General features: G+C 34.7%; 15 protein-coding genes. 2 read left to right on the plus strand and 13 right to left on the minus strand.

Annotated elements, in window-relative coordinates; all coding sequences use genetic code 11:
• Positions 1-26: 26 nt before the first annotated feature.
• Positions 27-1277, plus strand: a complete 1251-nt coding sequence (locus ACO59Y_RS08440) for an O-antigen ligase family protein (protein WP_486132352.1) — start codon at positions 27-29, stop codon at positions 1275-1277.
• A 28-nt stretch (positions 1278-1305) separates the two neighbouring features.
• Here the strand turns inward: ACO59Y_RS08440 and rfbC are convergent, their stop codons facing one another.
• The 13 genes from rfbC to glnA form a co-directional block, all read right to left on the minus strand.
• Positions 1306-1845 carry a dTDP-4-dehydrorhamnose 3,5-epimerase gene (gene rfbC, locus ACO59Y_RS08445; RefSeq protein ID WP_486132354.1) on the minus strand — a complete coding sequence of 180 codons (540 nt, stop codon included), beginning with the start codon at positions 1843-1845 and terminating at the stop codon, positions 1306-1308.
• 3 nt (positions 1846-1848) lie between these two features.
• The gene (rfbD, locus tag ACO59Y_RS08450) at positions 1849-2727 is read right to left on the minus strand and encodes a dTDP-4-dehydrorhamnose reductase (RefSeq protein ID WP_486132356.1); all 879 of its coding nucleotides are present in this window, start codon (positions 2725-2727) and stop codon (positions 1849-1851) included.
• Between the two features lies 1 nt (position 2728).
• Positions 2729-3601 carry a glucose-1-phosphate thymidylyltransferase RfbA gene (gene rfbA / locus ACO59Y_RS08455; protein WP_486132358.1) on the minus strand — a complete coding sequence of 291 codons (873 nt, stop codon included), beginning with the start codon at positions 3599-3601 and terminating at the stop codon, positions 2729-2731.
• Between the two features lie 78 nt (positions 3602-3679).
• Positions 3680-4738, minus strand: a complete 1059-nt coding sequence (gene rffG, locus ACO59Y_RS08460) for a dTDP-glucose 4,6-dehydratase (RefSeq protein WP_486132360.1) — start codon at positions 4736-4738, stop codon at positions 3680-3682.
• A gap of 29 nt (positions 4739-4767) precedes the next feature.
• A complete protein-coding gene (locus ACO59Y_RS08465) occupies positions 4768-6078 on the minus strand; it encodes a sugar transferase (RefSeq protein WP_486132362.1) in 1311 nt (436 codons plus the stop codon).
• A gap of 2 nt (positions 6079-6080) precedes the next feature.
• Positions 6081-6524 carry a hypothetical protein gene (locus tag ACO59Y_RS08470; protein WP_486132364.1) on the minus strand — a complete coding sequence of 148 codons (444 nt, stop codon included), beginning with the start codon at positions 6522-6524 and terminating at the stop codon, positions 6081-6083.
• 690 nt (positions 6525-7214) lie between these two features.
• Positions 7215-7913: a glycosyltransferase family 32 protein gene (locus ACO59Y_RS08475; RefSeq protein WP_486132366.1), complete on the minus strand. Its 699-nt coding sequence runs from the start codon at positions 7911-7913 to the stop codon at positions 7215-7217.
• 25 nt (positions 7914-7938) lie between these two features.
• Positions 7939-8925 (minus strand): glycosyltransferase, encoded by a 987-nt coding sequence (locus ACO59Y_RS08480; protein WP_486132368.1) that lies wholly within the window; start codon positions 8923-8925, stop codon positions 7939-7941.
• A 4-nt stretch (positions 8926-8929) separates the two neighbouring features.
• The gene (locus ACO59Y_RS08485) at positions 8930-9784 is read right to left on the minus strand and encodes a glycosyltransferase (protein ID WP_486132370.1); all 855 of its coding nucleotides are present in this window, start codon (positions 9782-9784) and stop codon (positions 8930-8932) included.
• Positions 9781-10878 (minus strand): glycosyltransferase, encoded by a 1098-nt coding sequence (locus ACO59Y_RS08490; protein ID WP_486132372.1) that lies wholly within the window; start codon positions 10876-10878, stop codon positions 9781-9783. Before ACO59Y_RS08490 ends, ACO59Y_RS08485 begins: the two co-directional genes overlap by 4 nt.
• Before the next feature lie 8 nt (positions 10879-10886).
• Positions 10887-12317: a hypothetical protein gene (locus tag ACO59Y_RS08495; protein WP_486132374.1), complete on the minus strand. Its 1431-nt coding sequence runs from the start codon at positions 12315-12317 to the stop codon at positions 10887-10889.
• A gap of 140 nt (positions 12318-12457) precedes the next feature.
• Positions 12458-13567 (minus strand): LPS O-antigen chain length determinant protein WzzB, encoded by a 1110-nt coding sequence (locus ACO59Y_RS08500; protein WP_486132376.1) that lies wholly within the window; start codon positions 13565-13567, stop codon positions 12458-12460.
• A gap of 148 nt (positions 13568-13715) precedes the next feature.
• Entirely contained in the window at positions 13716-15128 is a 1413-nt protein-coding gene (glnA, locus tag ACO59Y_RS08505; RefSeq protein WP_486132378.1) for a type I glutamate--ammonia ligase, read from the minus strand.
• Between the two features lie 227 nt (positions 15129-15355).
• Between glnA and typA the strand changes: the two genes are divergently transcribed.
• On the plus strand, positions 15356-17206 hold the full coding sequence (gene typA, locus ACO59Y_RS08510; protein WP_486132380.1) for a translational GTPase TypA: 1851 nt from the start codon (positions 15356-15358) through the stop codon (positions 17204-17206).
• Positions 17207-17650: the final 444 nt, after the last annotated feature.

A 17650-nucleotide genomic window follows, 5' to 3' on the forward strand; every position in this document is an offset into this window, starting at 1 on the left:
GCGCGCTTTATCTAAAGGATATTTTCATGCTTATTCGTTCAAATCTTAACACTACACCACACACATTTTTCACATTAGTGATAAACCTTCTAGCGGGATTATTTTTTATAACTGTATTAATTATAAAAAAAGGATACAGTTATACTCCGTTAATTTTAAGTGGAATAAGCATTATTTATTTTTTCATTTATACATTTAAGTTAAAGAAAAAATGGAAATTAGACAAAGATGACAAGTGGCTTATATTTTCTTTTATCTTCTATTTTTTTACTTTCTTCCTATCAATTATAGTGAATAATGATAGCTTAAGAGTTATTGATAATCCAAGCCGGATTCTGTTATTTATACCTGTTTTATTTTTATTTTCAATATACAAAATAAAAGTTAAAACTATTCTATACTCTATTTCATTAGGAGCGATTACAACTGGCATTGTTGCATTATTTCAGAAGTTTTATTTAGGTTATATAAAACCATTCCCTGAGGTCATGCATATTCAAGCCGGTAATATTGCTATTTCATTAGCAACATCTAGTCTTGTTTTAACTATCTATTTTTTTATAAAAAAAGAATATCGTTCAGCATTATTGGGGACATTAGGAATAATATTTGCAACGATTAGCAGTGCATTATCCGGTGCTCGTGGTGGCTGGATTGGTCTACCGATTGTTCTAATAAGCATTTTTTTCCTTTATCGTCAATATATTAGCAAGAAATTAATCCTATCATTAATCACCGTTATAGTAGTAAGTATTATGACACTAATTTCTAACCCTAAATTTGGAATCGAAAAACGTTATTCCGAAGCTAAGTCAGATATTATTCTTTACCTTGAAAAAAATAATAAGAATACGTCCTTAGGTGCACGATTTGATATGTGGGAAAATGCATTGATTGCGATTAAACAAGCTCCTTTATTTGGCCATGGTGATAAAGGGTATGAGTCATTTAAAGAGCAGCAAGTTGAATCCAAGCAAATGGAAAAAAACACATTGCAATTTAATAGTTTACACAATCAATATTTAGAATCTTGGGTAAAACGTGGCTTTATTGGATTTATTGGATTAATGTTAGTAACATTAATGCCATTATTCTATTTTATTCGCAATCTAAAAGAACCAAGTTTAGATATAAAATGCATTGCAATCTTAGGCATTACTCACATTTTATCGCATCTATTTTATTTTATGAGCCAATCTTTCTTAGCTCATAACTCTGGTTCAATATTTTATTTTTTTGTTTTGGTATTAATCTATGCTTTAGTTAAGAAGAGATAAAAGCCAGGCCATATGGTCTGCTGCTTTATTAAAACTTTACCGCATTCGCTAATACCTTACCCGCCAAATCCTTAGCAGATAAACTCGGTTCACCTTCTAAAGGCCATTCAATACCAACCGTTTCATCATTCCAGATCAGAGAATGTTCAGCTTTTGGATTGTAGTAATCTGTGCATTTATAAGTAAATTCAGCTTCATCCGTTAATACATAAAAACCGTGAGCAAAACCTTCTGGTACCCAAAGTTGGCGTTTGTTTTCAACAGATAAAATCTCACCAACCCATTGTCCAAAGGTTGGGGAGTTTTCACGCATATCTACAGCAACATCAAACACCGCACCAGATACTACACGTACCAATTTACCTTGGGTGTTTTCGGTTTGGTAATGTAGTCCTCGTAATACGCCTTTAACTGATTTTGAGTGGTTTTCTTGCAAAAATGTACGGTCTGCGACGTTTTGTTTAAACCATTCATCACGGAAGGTTTCCATAAAAAAGCCGCGTTCATCACCAAACACTTGGGGCTCTAGTAATTTTACGTCAGGGATTTTAGTGTCAATAACCTTCATTTTTCACTCCGCATAAGCCTTAATATTTTTCAACGCCTTTTGCCAATCGCTTGGTTTAATGCCAAACACTTGCTGGATTTTAGTTAAATCTAAGCAAGAGTTTGCAGGACGTTTCGCTGGGGTTGGGTAATCAGCCGTGGTAATGGCATTAACAAGCGGTAATTTTTCTAACACATTTTGCGAAACAGCTTCCGCAAAAATTGCTTTAGCAAACTCATACCAACTGACATAAGGCTCACCCGTGAGGTGATAAACACCATATTCAACCTTTTCACCTGCAATGATTTTTTCTGCAATTTGAATTAATGCTTTTGCGATATCGCCAGCATAGGTTGGTCCGCCAACTTGGTCGGCAACTACGCCTAAAGTATCTCGAGTTTTCGCTAAGCGAAGCATAGTTTTGACGAAGTTATTGCCATGCTCACCAAACACCCAAGCGGTTCGAAGCACGATAAATTTGTCGTTAGCAGCTGCAACTGCTTGCTCGCCTTCAAGTTTGGTTCTGCCATAAACCCCTTGAGGATCGGTGGCATCGCTTTCTTTATATTTGCCAACACGCTGACCATCAAATACATAGTCGGTTGAAATATGAAGAATGGCTGCACCAACAGATTTAGCCGCTTCAGCCAAATATTGTGGACCTTTTACATTAATCGCTTTTGAAAGCTCAATTTCCGTTTCAGCACGATCCACTGCCGTATGTGCAGCTGCATTGATAATGACATTTGGACAGAAATTTTCGATCGCTTTTTTAACCGCACTTTGATCGGTAATATCTAATTCATTACGGCCTACGGCTAGAATTTCGTGCTCATCTTGTAATTGTTGGGTTAAGCAATAACCTACTTGTCCGTTAGTACCAGTAATCAAAAATTTTGCCATCTTATTTGCCCTCTTTAACTAAGCGGAGCAGATATTGTCCGTACTCATTTTTCGCCATAGGTTTAGCAAGTTGCTCTACTTGTTCAGAAGTGAGCCAACCATTACGCCACGCAATTTCTTCTAAACACGCCACCTGCAGGCCTTGCACATTTTCAATGGTTCGAACGAAAGAGGCAGCTTCGTGCAAACTTTCGTGTGTGCCGGTGTCTAACCAAGCAAAGCCGCGACCAAGCAGTTGTACATTAAGCGAGCCGTCGTTTAAATACATTTCGTTAAGGGTGGTGATTTCTAACTCGCCACGCGCAGAAGGTTTCACTTGTTTTGCAAATTCCACCACGCGATTATCGTAGAAATACAAACCTGTAACGGCATAGTTTGATTTCGGTTGCACAGGTTTTTCTTCAATTGAAATAGCCTTGAAATTTTCATCAAATTCCACCACGCCGAAACGTTCAGGATCTTTTACTAAATAACCAAATACTGTTGCACCATGAGGTTGCGCCACCGCTTCTTGCAACATTTGGGTAAAGTGCTGACCATAGAAAATGTTATCACCTAACACCAAGCAACAGCTATAGCCGCTGATAAATTCTTCACCAATTAAGAAAGCCTGTGCAAGGCCGCCTGGACTAGGTTGGATGGCGTATTGTAAATTCACACCGAAGTCTGAGCCATCACCCAATAAGCGTTTAAAGCTCTCGTTGTCTTCAGGGGTGGTGATGATGAGAATGTCACGAATACCTGCCAACATAAGTACAGAAAGCGGGTAGTAAATCATCGGTTTGTCATAAACAGGCAAAAGCTGTTTAGATACACCACGGGTAATAGGATACAGGCGAGTACCAGAACCGCCTGCAAGAATGATACCTTTCATAAGAATACCTTTAAAAGAGCGGTCAGATTTCATCAAATTTTTGCAAATTGCGTGAAAAATCTCGCCGCTTGTAGATAATTAGTTGCTTAAACGCTCACGGTTATATGAGCCATCTAATACGCGGCTCCACCATTTTTTATTATTTAAGTACCATTCCACCGTTTTGCGAATGCCTGATTCAAAGGTTTCTTGTGGTTTCCAGCCTAATTTACGTCCAATTTTAGTGGCATCAATTGCATAGCGTACATCGTGGCCTGGGCGGTCTTTTACATAAGTGATTAAGTCTTCATATTTCGCCACGCCTTCAGGTTTATTTGGAACAAATTCTTCTAACAGGCCACAAATAGTGCGAACAACATCAATGTTAGCTTTTTCGTTATGTCCGCCAATGTTGTAGGTTTCACCGATTTCACCTTCTGTCACGACTTTATATAAAGCACGGGCGTGATCTTCTACGAATAACCAATCACGGATTTGCTGACCGTTTCCATAAACCGGTAATGGCTTTCCCTCTAACGCATTTAAAATCATTAATGGAATGAGTTTTTCAGGGAAGTGGAACGGACCATAGTTATTTGAGCAGTTGGTGACAATGGTTGGTAAGCCATAAGTACGCAACCACGCACGCACTAGGTGATCGCTTGACGCTTTCGACACCGAATAAGGGCTACTTGGTGCATAAGGGGTGGTTTCAGTGAATAGCTCGTCTGTACCTTCTAAATCACCATACACTTCATCGGTTGAAATATGGTGAAAACGAAATGCTGTTTTTTTCTCAGCATTTAAAGTATTCCAATAAGCACGGGCAGCTTCTAACAAGGTATAAGTGCCAACGATGTTAGTTTCGATAAATGCAGCAGGCCCATTAATAGAACGGTCAACATGGCTTTCCGCAGCTAAGTGCATTACTGCATCAGGTTGGTGCTGTTCAAATACGCGTGCAAGTTCTTTTGCATCACAAATATCTACTTGCTCAAAAGCGTAACGTGGATTATTTTCTACAGACTCTAAGGATTCTAAATTCCCTGCATAGGTTAATTTATCTACGTTAACTACGCTATCTTGCGTGTTTGCAATAATATGGCGAACAACTGCAGAGCCGATAAAGCCTGCACCGCCTGTTACGAGAATTTTCATAATTATAAATAATACCTATAATGTTGTTATTAACGTGCTCCGCCACGACCTAAAACTGTGGAAATAGTCTTTAATAAGATAACTATGTCATTCCATAAAGACCAGTTCTTCATGTACCAAACATCGATTTCAACACGTTCATTAAAACCAATGTCACTTCGTCCACTTACTTGCCATAATCCTGTAATACCAGGTTTAACGGCTAATACAAGTGGTGCTTTTCTTCCAATATCTTTCTTTTCAATCACCATATATGGACGAGGTCCAATTAGACTCATTTCCCCTCTTAAAACATTTAATAATTGAGGTAACTCGTCAAGAGATGTTTTTCTTAGAAATTCACCTACTTTTGTAATTCTGGGATCATGCATATACTTATGGTAAATCTCGTAATAAGCCTTTTCCTCAGGATGATTTTCTAACCATTTTGGCATAAAAGATTGATCTGAATGCATTGTTCTAAATTTATAGCAAAAAAACTCTTTACCATTAATCCCTAAACGTCTTTGTTTAAATAGAATATCTCCTTTAGGCTCCTCACGCTTTAACCAAAAGGCAATTAAAATTAAAACAGGCCCCCAAAAAAAGATAGAACAAACTACTAACATATAATCAGTAGCTGCTTTTATGATCTTATTTAATTTACTTAAAAGCTTATTTTCTAGAGTAAATACGTTTGTTCTAGAATTAAACACATTGTAAATATAAGCTTGCGAGAAATCGTATCCATTAAGCACAGGAGTAAAAATTATCTCTCTACTATTCCTAATATTATCTTCAATTATTTTATTTAGTTTATCTTTATTTAAATTAACACTATCTATAAAAAGAGTATTATGTTTAGAATCTGAAGATTTTACATAACCCAGATAATAATCCTCAAACAATGCAGCTTTAAAATTCTCGTTATCAGTAATCACTTTAGCTGTCTCTTTCCACAGACCAATACCAAATAAAAATCTTTTTACAAATAATTTTGATATCGGAATTATAATGGCTGTTAATAAGAATATAAGAACTAAAGTACTACGAGAGTAATACTCCGAATTTTGACCTAACATCAACCCAGCTAATAAGATAGCAAAAGATAAGAAACTAGATCTTACAACCAATCTAGTTTCATGCCAGAAATCAAAACGTTTGGTATAGACTCCAAAATATCCTAAAATAAAAATAAAGGTTATATATACGCTTACAAACAGAAGATAAGAATAGTCAATTACAGGAACATCAAAAAATAGATTTAAAATCTTTCTTAACGAAACTGCCATAAAAATACTAATAAATATTGATATGACGTCAATAAGAATAAGTACTACTACAGATAGAAATTTATTCACAATCACCTCCTTTTATAAAAGGGTATTTTATTTGGATAAAATATTAATGAGATAAGAAGCAATGTAACATTATATCCAATATTAATCATATGACTCTCAGTTATAGAGTAAAGCATCATAAAAAAGAAAATTATAGCTTCTTTATATAAAAACTCTCTAAATAACATTTTTATAAAAAAATAACTAACTATTGAAAATAAAATAAGTAAACTAAGATTTGATAAACTTAAGGCTACATATAAATTATCTATTATAATATTGTATTCCTCAATAAGCACTCTCATATCCCTAGGGAATATAGCTAAACCAAAAAGATCATAGGCTTCATAAGAAAATCTAATCCTTTCAGAAAGAACTTTATTAACATATTCAAGTATCTCAAACTTATTATAATTAATCATTGCAAATAGAGATAACATTGGGAATAAGAACATAGATAATTCCATACACCTTTGAATGAATTTATCTCTAAATATTGTAGTAAATTGACTTATATACATTACTACAATTAGTAAAATTGACAGTAAAAAACTGCTCCTAGAATAAGAAAACAGATAGATAAATATATCTAAAGAAAGTAGAAATAGTACATTTATAAATGTAACCTTATTCTTTACCATAAAAAACAAAGATAGAAATATAAAGAATCTCATTGGGAACTTATTAGGATGAAACATTTCAAATGTGTAGCGAGCCCTTTCATTTATGTGATCATAAAGATATTCCGCCTCACCTAATATATAGTACTTATATAAAAAATAAAGTATAATAAAAGTAATGCATATTAACGCTATAAAATATAAAAACCTAAAGCATTTTCTTATATCTAAAAATTTAGATAACAATATAAAAATATAAGCTATCAGAAATGATGAATCTTTGGAGAGATATGAAAAATAAGTGAATATAGAAAGAAAAAATACATGTATTATTATCCACTTCTTCAAGAAAAGTCTAGATTGAAAGAGAAGTATTCCCCAAGAAATAGGTAAAATCACATTCTTAGATATCTGGTAGATATCATAAAATATAGAATCATCAGTACTAAAACTTAGAAATGATGTAGTAAAAAGAAACCCATAAGAAAAAAGGAAAACAAAACTATAAAAATTTTTGGTCTTCATATCTCATTAAAACTATAATCTGATTATTTTTTTTATACAAGATGTAATTTTCTCTCCTAAAATCTTTCTCATTTTAGATTTTATTTTCATCTTGAATGGCTGCCAAGTTGCATCATAATGGTGAATTGAATAAGTATTCTCAGTAATATTCAATTCATTCGTTTTATAATTCAATGGACAAAAGTATTCGCTTGAATAAATATAAATATCACCTAATTCTTGATTCTTGTCTATAGATTGCAATCCTTTTTTCCCTAAGAGTGAGCTAGTTACATTAACACACGTAATGACATTATTCACATCAAAATCTGCATTATGATAATATTGCATATTCTCATAAATAAATTGATGATTCTGAATTGCACCAAATCCAATACCAGTATTAACTTCACCTGCAAATTCAAATCCAAGAAAACAATTATGTTTTAATAAAGAATCAATATTATTAATAATTTCAACATCTGTATCTAAATAAATTCCGCCTTCATTATAAATAATATCTAACCTAGCATAATCTGAAACAAAAGCATATTTTCTTTCTTTATATGCTTTTTCAATAAATGGAATCTTATTTACATTATAATTGCTTTCATTCCATTCAATAATCTCATAGTCGGAGCAGTATTTTTCCCACGATTTAATGCAACGCTGTACACTTTCTGGTAATGGATTATTACCAAACCAACAATAATGTATTTTTTTAGGTATCATAGAATATCCAAAATTTATAAAATAATTAGGTGATGCCTTTCATTTGCTTATACATATCATATAACTTCTGATAGGTATCAAAAACATATGCGAATAGACTGATCTGAACTTTTCGAGTTAAATTAATATAAGGACATTTAAGCACTGATAATATATTGTCTTTAGCAAATTTTCTTGATTTTTTAATCAAATTCTTATCGTGCCAGTGCTTATCTGCTTGAATCATCATATTAATGAAAACAATTTCCCATGTGACTTTTGCTACACTCACATTCGCTTTTAATTCGGGATATTTACCTACAATAAAGTCATATTCCTCATTGATTGCCTGATATAAATCATATGTTTTTTCATTAAATTTAGAATGACCAATAGAACCTCCTCTTTTTAAATAAAAATATTTTGGTGAAGGGTTAAAAACGACTTTTTCAGCTAAATCAATAACTTTATATGTAGTTAATTGATCTTCAAATAATCTACCCTCAGGAAATTTTATATTATTCCATAATTCTCTCTTATATAGCTTTCCCCAAGCACAAGGAGTTAAATAGTTATTAAATAAGAAACAGTCTAATGCCTCTTGTTTAGAAAGAATAAGTAAACTATTTAAATTTGAGTTTGCAATAGTTTTATTAGGGTAAACATTGTATGCACTAACGCAACTTATATCTGCCTTATTTTTACTTAAATCAGCATATAAAGTCGAAATCATATCTGGAGCAATATGATCATCACTATCAATAAAAGAGACGTACTCACCCTGCATAATTTCCATACCTGCATTTCGTGCAGAAGATAATCCGCCATTTTTTTTATGAAGAGCGGTAATATTTTTATATTGTTTTGCATATCTATCGCAAATCTCTCCAGAGCTATCTGTTGCACCGTCATTAACCAAGATAATTTCTAATGGTGTGTAATCTTGAGCAAGAATACTCTCTATACATTTTTCTAGATATGCTTCTACATTGTAGATAGGAACAATAACAGAAATTAATGGATTCGTTTTCATATCGTTATTTACCATGAATTTTATCAAATCTACCTAACTGATTTTTAAAAGCATCTATGACACCCTTAAATATAAATCTTAAATAGGTTTTTTTATTTTCAAATAAGAATAAAACTTTAAATAACTTATAAAGAATAGTTTTTAGCATAAAGAAAGATTTTTGATGTAATAAACACCATAATAAGTTTCGTACTTGATAATAATATCTTAATGGAGATGCAACACCCACTCCAAATTTTTTACCTTTAAACGTAAATAAATGAAGATTTTCAGCCGGTTGATGAGCTAAAACAGCTTTATTACACTGAATAAGTTTAAAGCCTAATTTATTCATGCGAATAAAATACTCCCAATCGACCACATCAATAAAAAGAGCCTCATTAAATAGCCCTACTTTTTGAAATGCTTCTTTTATGAATAATACTCCAGATTGCATGGTAATAGTTTTTTCTTCATATGGTTTAGAGGAAACTTTCGACATTGCTCGTTCAACTTTATATCTTGGAGATAAAGCTCCAAGCTGTTTTAAACCGAATTCGTCAATATAGGCTTTATAAACATCTAAAATGTTATTATTAAACTGGCTATCTTGATCCATTGATACAATAAATAAGTAACCAGCTTGGGTGCTCTTCTCAAAACCAATATTTAATGCCTTTGCGATCCCTGTATTATCCAATAAAGGAATATATTCTAAATTAAATGTTCTAATTAAAGGTTCAAAAAGTTGCACATTATCTGAATCAGAATTATCAATCACAAAGACTTTATCAAAGTAATGAATGTAACTTGAAATATTCTCAATTACATCAATACTCGGATTGTACGCAACTACGACACAAGAAGTATTTTTTTTCATTTTACTAAATTAATAAACAATTGTTCAATTTCGGCTGTTTTGTCTTTTACATTAAAATTGTTAATTACTTTTTTGTAAGCATTAATAGAAAGTTTATTTGATAATACGCTATCTTCTCGTAATATATGTGATTTTTTTACAGCATCATCTATATCTTTAATAATAAAACCACAATAGCTATCTTCTATTAGATCTACCATACCATCAATACCCGTAATGAGTATATTTTTCTGATATAACATATATTCAGCCACAGCTAATCCAAAACCTTCCCACTTAGAAAATAGAACAGCTTGATTAAATTGTTTAATATATTTTTCTGGCGTTGATACCCAACCAGTAATTAAGAAATTGTTAGCTATGTTATATTCAGCTATTCTATTCTCTACCTGTTTCCGTAGTTCTCCATCACCTACTATAACAAATAATGTTTCTGGGTATTTTTTCACAACTTCTTTTGCAAATTCAACGAAAAATAGAGGATTTTTTTGCTCTGTAATTCGCCCAACCATACCAATAATGTATCTATCTTTAGGCAATGGATTTTCAATATTGCTTGAGGCATCTAGAGTTTCTACATCAATGCCATTATAAATCAGTTCTAATTTCCTTACAGAAATGCCGATTTTTTGGGCTTCTTCATATTCGGATTTCGAAATAAGAATAAATTTATCAGTAAAATAAGAAAGAATTTTTTCTACTAGTTTATAAATAACAATTTTAACCTTAGAGGCATTCATCTTGAATGACCAGCCATGAGGATTATAAGCAACTTTTGACTTTAACCCTATATTAGCCATTCGACCAATTAGCCCACCAAATGTACTATGTAAATAAACTACGTCTGGCTTTTCAGCTTTAATGATTTTACGAATATTATAGGCGTATTTGAATAGCCTAATTAGAGAAAATGTTTGCTCAATATCTACATGATAAAAGCTATCTAGGTTTGAGAATTTATTTTCTCCTGTAGTAATCAATACATTACTAAATTTATCTACATTAGAATGTTTAAGATACATTCTAAGATAAGTATCTATACCACCGCCGTTTGCTTGTGTGAAATGTAGTACTTTTATTTTTTTATTTTTCATTTTGTAATTTATTTACTAATAAACATATTTTTAACTCTAACTGAAAATGCTCTCATGTCTTTATTAAATACAAGAAGCATCAGGACACTTACAAGAATGTATATCACAGCTACAATTGCTGAGTTTATTGTCCATTTTATGAAAGATGCATTATCCATCATAAGGTTGAAAGCCTGTAGTTTATCTATTATAAATATAGAACACATAATAGAAATAAGTAAGGTTATGCTTAATATAACTAATTTTTTTATATATAAATCAATAGATACACTAAATCCTCTAGAAAATAAAAAATAGGCTTTCCATCCAATCACTATAATAAACAAGCTAATGACACTGCCTAAAATAATGCCAAATAAACCAAAGTATTTACCTAAAATAATTGATAAGGTAATCGTCATAACGCTTTCAATAATAGGGGCATATACGTCACTAAATAGTCCATAACCAACTAAAAAACTATCAATAAAAGATCTTGCTAGACGAATAAATGCATACAAAGTTAAAACGAATAATACTTGTTTCTCAATTATAAAATCAGAACCAATCCATAATGTAATAAAGTATTCTGACTGTAAATAGAAAGTAAAACAGATGATAGAAATCATCCAATATCTAAAAACTAAGAATTGGTTAAAAAAAGTAATTACTTTATTCTTATCACCTTGTGCAATTAAATTACCTATGCTAGCTTGAATGCCTGCAAATGTAGCTCCAACTAAAGAATATATTGCAGTAACAATAATCATATAATTTTCATACTTTGTTACAGTATAAAGAGAAATATAAGAATAAATAATAATAGGTGTCACTTGTGTTATAATAATTCCGCCTACTTGATGAAAAAATATTTGTTTTATTTTTGTAATAATTTCTGTATGTTTATTTCTTAATATTTTTCCATTTGATAGATTAATCACTAACCAAGGATAATCCCTATTTACAACATATTTTATAAGCAAAGCGATAAGAATACTTAGTATAACCTCAATAAAACACCAAGCTAAAAATTTATTCTCGATATTTTCTACCAATATTATTACAAAAATTTGTAATACATATTTAGTAAATTTCATTAACTGGTTAATATAATTTACTTTATACTCTTGTAAATCTGCAACCAGAAGCACCTGAACATAGCTGACAAAATAGGTTGATAATGATGATATTAAGAAAGAGGTAAATGCTACATATGCATACCAAATCGGTAATATAGTTTTACTAAATAGCACAGGTAAACAAAAAAATATAATGACAGAGCATAAAATAATGATATAGGCTACTTTTCTATATATCCAACCTTGAACACTGATAATTTCAGATATACTTTCTCTATCATTTTTTGAAATTGGCTTATAAAGAGCATAAGAGATAGCGTTCATTATTCCAAGTTCAGCCAAGCTTAAAAAACCTATAATATTCATGGCAATAGTATTCATGCCAAGAATTTCAGATCCTAGGTTATCTAAGAAATATCGCCGTGCTAGGAATGTAATAACAAGATTTATTAAAAATAGAGAGAATGCAACTCTCATATTTTTAAAGCTTTTCTTAGCTATACTCATATATAACAAGAATTTTATTTAGTTATTTGTTTTCTAATTAGAATAATTGCAGAAGAAATAATCATACCTAAAATAAATCCAATACTCAGAATAATTATTCTCTTAGGCTTATCCTTCACCACTGGATAATCCGGTGAGGCCTGATACCGAAATGCATTTGCTTTAACTTCTTTTGCCTTAATTAACAAGGGTTCTAATTCGGAAAGTAAAGAAGAAACTTGATAATATCTTGGGGGATAAATAATGTTATTCTTTTTCAAAACCTCAATTTGTGCTTTGAGATATTTTTCCCCAAGCATAAAAAGATATGCACCATCACTTAATTTAGAATCAGAGAGAGGTATTTTTGTATCAGACATTGCTATTGCCTGTAATGCATTATCATTAGTTGCTGAATTAAAAGACTTTGAATATTCTTTTATCCCTGCTTCTTTCGCAATGCTTAAGGCATTTTCTAGATTTTCTAACTGGACAGATTTATTTATCGCCAAATCTCTCTCAAACTTTGTTTTTTCATAGTTCAAATCGGATACTAATTCATTGAAATAAAGAAGAAAACCATCTAACTCTATTTGATACGCAGACTTGTTTATAGCAGAAATAAACTGTGATAAGACAGTTTGCGCTTCAGCAGGGGTTTCAGCATAAAAACGAATTTGATTACCAATGAGATCCGGCTCTTTTTTGCTATCCGGCTTTTTGATAGCAATATTTTTTGTCATCAAATCCGAAAGAATGCGCAATTTTTCTGTTTCTGATTTTCCTTCAGTTTCTTTCTTATAAAAATCAGATTGCTCAAAGAATTTTCTTCTTTCGTCTAAAGATTCTGAAAGCAAATTAAACTGCCCGAATAAATTACTTGCCGTCACACCGGCATCAAACTCACCACCGACAATTCGAGCATACTCTTTTCTCACAAAGAAATAATCCCCTAGATCTGCTGTTCTCGGCGCAATCACTTCCGCTTTTGAAGTCCACTGCTCTTTCGCTGTAAATGCATAAATACCCGCAATGAAAGTACACACAAGCACGCAAAGCGCAATCCAATTTTTTTTATTCCAAAGTTCTCGGAAAAGTTCTATTAAATCAATTTCATCTTGTTTTTGAGAAGACAATTCGCTCATATTTATTCCTTTAAGAGAATCTTATTACCAAAAAAATAATCGGTCCATTATAGACAATAAAAAACCATATAAATCATTGTAAGTATTGAAATTTATAACAGAAATGCGGCACAAACTACCCGCATTTCCATATTAAACCCTACATAAACTACGCATAATACATTTCAAACTCAACCGGATGCGGTGCCATATTCAAACGTTCTACTTCTTTACGTTTAATGCCAATAAAAGCTTCCACAAATTCTTTACTAAATACACTACCTTGAGTTAAGAATTCGTAGTCTTTTTCTAACGCATTTAAGGCTTCATCTAAAGAACTTGCCACGGTTGGGATATCTTTAAGTTCTTCCGGAGGAAGATCGTAGAGGTTTTTATCCATCGCATCACCCGGATGAATTTTATTCACTACGCCGTCCAAGCCTGCCATTAATAACGCGGCGAAGGCTAAATATGGATTTGCCAATGGATCCGGAAAGCGCGCTTCCACACGAATGGCTTTCGGGTTAGTTACCGCTGGGATACGAATCGAGGCGGAACGGTTACTGGCGGAATAAGCCAATAATACAGGCGCCTCAAAGCCCGGCACCAAGCGTTTATAAGAATTAGTACTTGGATTGGTAAACGCGTTTAGGGCTTTTGCATGTTTGATGATCCCGCCGATATAGTAAAGTGCGGTTTCCGAAAGACCGGCATATTTGTCGCCTTGGAAGATATTTTTACCGTCTTTACTTAAGGACATATTACAGTGCATGCCCGAGCCATTATCACCGGTAATCGGTTTCGGCATAAAGCAGGCGGTTTTGCCATGTTCAAGCGCAACGTTTTGTACCACATACTTATAGATTTGGGTTTCATCTGCTTTTAAGGTTAAGCTATTGAATTTCGTTGCAATTTCATTTTGACCGGCGGTCGCCACTTCGTGGTGATGCGCTTCCACCACCAGTCCCATTTCTTCTAAAATCAAGCACATTTCGGAACGAATATCGTGCGCACTGTCGATTGGTGCAACAGCACAATAACCGCCTTTTTTCAACGGACGATACGCATTGTTGCCACCTTCGTATTTCTTGTTGGTATTCCAAGCAGCTTCCACGTCGTCGATGGAGAAAGACGCACGGTTCATTGATACGTCAAAACGCACATCATCAAATAAGAAAAACTCTGGTTCCGGACCAAACAAAGCTTGATCGGCAATACCCGTAGAGCGCATATAATTCTCCGCTCGAATAGCGATTGAACGAGGATCTCGCTCATAGCTTTGCATTGTTGTTGGTTCATATACACTACAACGAAGCGAAAGTGTCGGAATCTGCGCAAAAGGATCCAGCACGGCGGTTTCAGCCATCGGCATTAACAGCATATCGGCTTTATTAATGGTTTTCCAACCTTCCACGGACGAGCCGTCGAACATTTTACCATCTTCGAACATATCTTCATCCACAAGACTAACCGGGATAGATACACCATGTTCTTTGCCTTTAATATCGGTGAAACGAAGAAGCACGAATTTAACATCGTTTTCTTCAATTAACTTAAATACCTTGGCAATTGCGTTTGACATAAGGAGCCCTCTATTTTGCTACGAGTATTATTAAAATAAGGCTACATTATAACCTATTCCTTCATTTTTTCATTGGATTTATTTTCCTACCCGACATAGCGGGCACTCAAAAAGTCGTGTATAATTCCCGCCCTTTCGGCCGTAGGGTGGGATTTATCCCACCAACTCAAACTACTTGAAATATTCTCGCTGGGTTAAATCCCACCTACACAACTTAAGATTAAACAATGAAAAACGAAATCGATATTAACAAACTGCGCAACATTGCGATTATTGCGCACGTTGACCATGGTAAAACCACCCTTGTAGATAAATTACTCCAACAATCCGGCACATTTGAATCTATCCGTGGCGATGTAGACGAACGCGTGATGGACTCTAACGATATTGAAAAAGAACGCGGCATTACCATTTTGGCGAAAAATACTGCAATCAACTGGAACGGTTACCGCATTAATATCGTGGACACTCCGGGACACGCAGATTTCGGTGGCGAAGTAGAACGCGTACTTTCCATGGTAGATTCGGTTTTATTGGTAGTAGATGCTTTCGACGGTCCAATGCCGCAAACCCGTTTTGTCACCCAAAAAGCCTTTGCGCACGGCCTAAAACCGATTGTCGTGATCAATAAAGTTGACCGTCCGGGGGCACGTCCTGATTGGGTGGTGGATCAAGTGTTCGACTTATTCGTGAACCTTGGCGCAACGGACGAACAACTAGACTTCCCGATTATTTATGCCTCCGCATTGAACGGCGTCGCAGGTTTAGAACACGAAGCACTTGCGACAGATATGACACCGTTATTTGAAGCCATCGTCGAACATGTCGAACCGCCGAAAGTGGAACTTAATGCGCCGTTCCAAATGCAAATTTCCCAACTAGACTATAACAGCTATGTAGGCGTTATTGGTATTGGTCGTATCAAACGCGGCTCAATTAAACCCAACCAACCGGTTACTATCATCAATGGCGAAGGCAAAACCCGCCAAGGCCGCATCGGTCAAGTTCTGGGCCACCTTGGTTTACAACGCTATGAAGAAGACGTGGCTTACGCCGGCGACATCATCGCGATTACCGGTTTAGGTGAGCTCAATATTTCCGATACTATCTGCGATATCAATGAGGTTGAAGCGCTACCTTCATTAAGTGTGGACGAACCAACCGTCAGTATGTTCTTCTGCGTTAACACCTCGCCGTTTGCCGGTCAAGAGGGCAAATATGTCACTTCTCGTCAAATTCTCGAACGTTTAAATAAAGAACTTGTTCACAACGTCGCATTACGCGTAGAAGAAACACCTAACCCGGATGAATTCCGCGTTTCCGGTCGCGGCGAATTGCACCTTTCTGTGTTAATCGAAAATATGCGCCGTGAAGGCTACGAACTCGCCGTATCTCGTCCGCGTGTAATTTATCGTGAAATCGACGGCAAAAAACAAGAACCCTACGAACAAGTTACCATCGATGTTGAAGAACAACACCAAGGTTCCGTGATGGAAGCCTTAGGCATCCGTAAAGGCGAAGTGCGCGATATGTTACCGGACGGCAAAGGCCGCGTACGTTTGGAATACGTCATTCCAAGTCGCGGCTTAATTGGCTTTCGCGGCGAATTTATGACCATGACCTCCGGCACCGGCTTGCTTTACTCCAGTTTAAGCCATTACGACGACATCAAAGGCGGCGAAATCGGCCAACGCAAAAACGGCGTATTAATTTCTAACGCCACCGGTAAAGCGTTGGGCTATGCATTATTCGGCTTGCAAGAACGCGGCAAATTAATGATCGAGGCGAACGTAGAAGTGTATGAAGGTCAAATTATCGGCATTCACAGCCGTTCCAACGACTTAACCGTCAACTGCTTACAAGGCAAAAAGCTCACCAATATGCGCGCTTCCGGTAAAGATGACGCCATCGTCCTCACTACTCCGGTGAAATTTAGCCTCGAACAAGCCATCGAATTTATTGATGATGACGAACTGGTAGAGGTCACACCGGAATCGATCCGCATCCGCAAAAAACTGCTGACGGAAAACGATCGTAAACGAGCCAACCGCACTACAATCAGTACCAGCACACACTAACAAAAATGGGATCACAACGATCCCATTTTTATTTCTTCAATTCACCAACCGCAAATAATGTCGATACGACAAGAGAAATTCAATTTCAGACTTACCCCCCTCTCAATAATACCTTTCTGCGGGCATTAGCCAGTCCAATGCGGTGCTATTTTGAAAGTTCGCTGAGGTGCATATCAAGGTTCAATGCGGTGTCAATTTAGTAGGATAACAATTATGCTCATATTTTCTAAATCTCTGATCTAAAAATCACGGTTACAAGCAAGGACTAAAAAACACTAGACGACGTTAGAAACGATAACTTATTGAATTTATTAAGATTTGAAGTCATTAGAAAGCGTTGGCGAACGTTAAAGAATTGTATTCTGGCGGTGAGAGAGGGATTCGAACCCTCGATGCAGTTTCCCACATACACGCTTTCCAGGCGTGCTCCTTCAACCACTCGGA

This window comes from Rodentibacter sp. (genome assembly GCF_057314195.1).